Annotated in this window: 1 protein-coding gene and 1 pseudogene; both read left to right on the forward strand. The window is 64.6% G+C overall.

The window, feature by feature from the left end; all coding sequences use genetic code 11:
- Positions 1–1,829: pseudogene (locus AUC71_RS15625) on the forward strand (valine--tRNA ligase); the annotation flags it as partial.
- 110 nt (positions 1,830–1,939) lie between these two features.
- The coding region (locus tag AUC71_RS22875) for a hypothetical protein (RefSeq protein WP_425283403.1) at positions 1,940–2,053 on the forward strand (114 nt) is incomplete at its 3' end.

The raw sequence follows: 2,053 nt of genomic DNA on the forward strand, positions 1-2,053 counted from the left end.
CCGCCGGCCGCGGCGATCGCGAGGGCGCGCGCCCGTTCGCCATCGTCATCCCGCCGCCGAACGTCACCGGCTCGCTCCATATGGGCCATGCGCTCAACAACACGCTGCAAGACGTGCTGGTGCGCTTCGAGCGCATGCGCGGCCGCGACGTGCTGTGGCAGCCCGGCACCGACCATGCGGGCATCGCCACGCAGATGGTCGTCGAGCGCCAATTGATGGAGCGGCAGGAGCCGAACCGCCGCGCGCTCGGCCGCGAGAAGTTCATCAAGCGCATCTGGCAGTGGAAAGAAGAGTCCGGTAACACCATCGTCGGTCAGTTGAAGCGGCTCGGCTGCTCCTGCGATTGGTCGCGCTTGCGCTTCACCATGGACGACGGGTTATCGAAGGCGGTGCACAAGGTCTTCGTCGAGCTGCACCGCGCCGGCCTCATCTACAAGGACAAGCGCCTCGTCAACTGGGATCCCGAGCTGCTCACCGCCATCTCCGATCTCGAAGTCGAGCAGATCGAGACCAGCGGACATCTGTGGCATCTGCGCTATCCCATCGAGGGCGTCGCCTTCGATCCGGAAGACCCCTCGACCTTCATCGTGGTCGCCACCACCCGGCCGGAGACCATGCTGGGCGACACGGCCGTCGCCGTGCATCCGGGCGACGAGCGCTACAAGGCCCTTGTCGGCAAGAACGTCGTCCTGCCCATCGTCGGCCGGCGCATTCCCATCATTGCCGACGAATACTCCGACCCGGAAAAAGGGTCCGGCGCGGTGAAGATCACGCCTGCCCACGACTTCAACGACTTCGAGGTCGGCAAGCGTCATGGCCTGCCCATGATCAATGTGCTGAGCCAGGATGCGCAATTGCTGCTGCATCCGAACCCCGAGTTCACGCAAGGGGTGGAGCTGACGCCCCAACTCCATGCAACGATTCTCGAATTCAACGGCGTGTTCCGCTTCGCCGCACGCAAGATGATTGTCGATCGCCTGGAGTCGGAGGGCCTCCTGGAGAAGATCGAGGACTACGTCCACTCCGTGCCCCATGGCGACCGCTCCGGCGCCGTCATCGAGCCCTATCTCACCGACCAGTGGTACGTCGATGCCGCGACCCTGGCCAAGCCCGCCATCGAGGCGGTCAAGCGCGGCCGCACCACCTTCGTGCCCAAGACTTGGGAGAACACGTATTTCCACTGGATGGAGAACATCCAGCCTTGGTGCATCTCGCGCCAGCTCTGGTGGGGCCACCGCATTCCCGCTTGGTATGGGCCCGACGGCACGGTCTTCGTGGCCGAGACCGAGGCGGACGCCAAGGCGCAAGCCAAACAGCATTACGGCAAGGACGAGACGCTGAAGCGCGACGAGGACGTGCTCGACACCTGGTTCTCCTCCGCGCTGTGGCCGTTCTCCACGCTGGGCTGGCCGGACAAGACGCCCGAGCTCGCGCGCTATTACCCGACCGACGTGCTCGTCACCGGCTTCGACATCATCTTCTTCTGGATCGCCCGCATGATGATGATGGGCATGCACTTTATGGATGAGGTGCCGTTCCGCGACGTCTACATCCACGCGCTGGTCCGCGACGAGAAGGGCCAGAAGATGTCGAAGTCGAAGGGGAACGTCATCGATCCCCTGGAGCTGATCGACACTTATGGCGCCGATGCCTTGCGCTTCACCCTGGCGGCCATGGCCGCGCAGGGCCGAGACATCAAGCTCGCCGGCGCCCGCGTCGAGGGCTATCGCAATTTCGCGACCAAGCTGTGGAACGCCTCGCGCTTCGCCATGATGAATGACTGCGTGCCGCGCGCCGATTTCGATCCGGCGAGCGCGCAAACAACCGTCAATCGCTGGATCGCGGGCGAGGCCGAGCGCGCCACGGCCGCCGTCACCGAGGCCCTGGAGCCTTCCGTTTCAACGATGCGGCGGGAGCCATCTATCACTTCATCTGGCACATCTACTGCGACTGGTATCTGGAGCTCATCAAGCCGGTCCTCATGGGCGAGGACGAGGTGGCGAAGGCCGAGACCCGCGCCATGGCGGCCTATGTGCTCGACCGCGCGCTCCAG

Source organism: Methyloceanibacter marginalis, from assembly GCF_001723295.1.
In the GTDB taxonomy this organism is placed as follows: Bacteria; Pseudomonadota; Alphaproteobacteria; order Rhizobiales; family Methyloligellaceae; genus Methyloceanibacter; species Methyloceanibacter marginalis.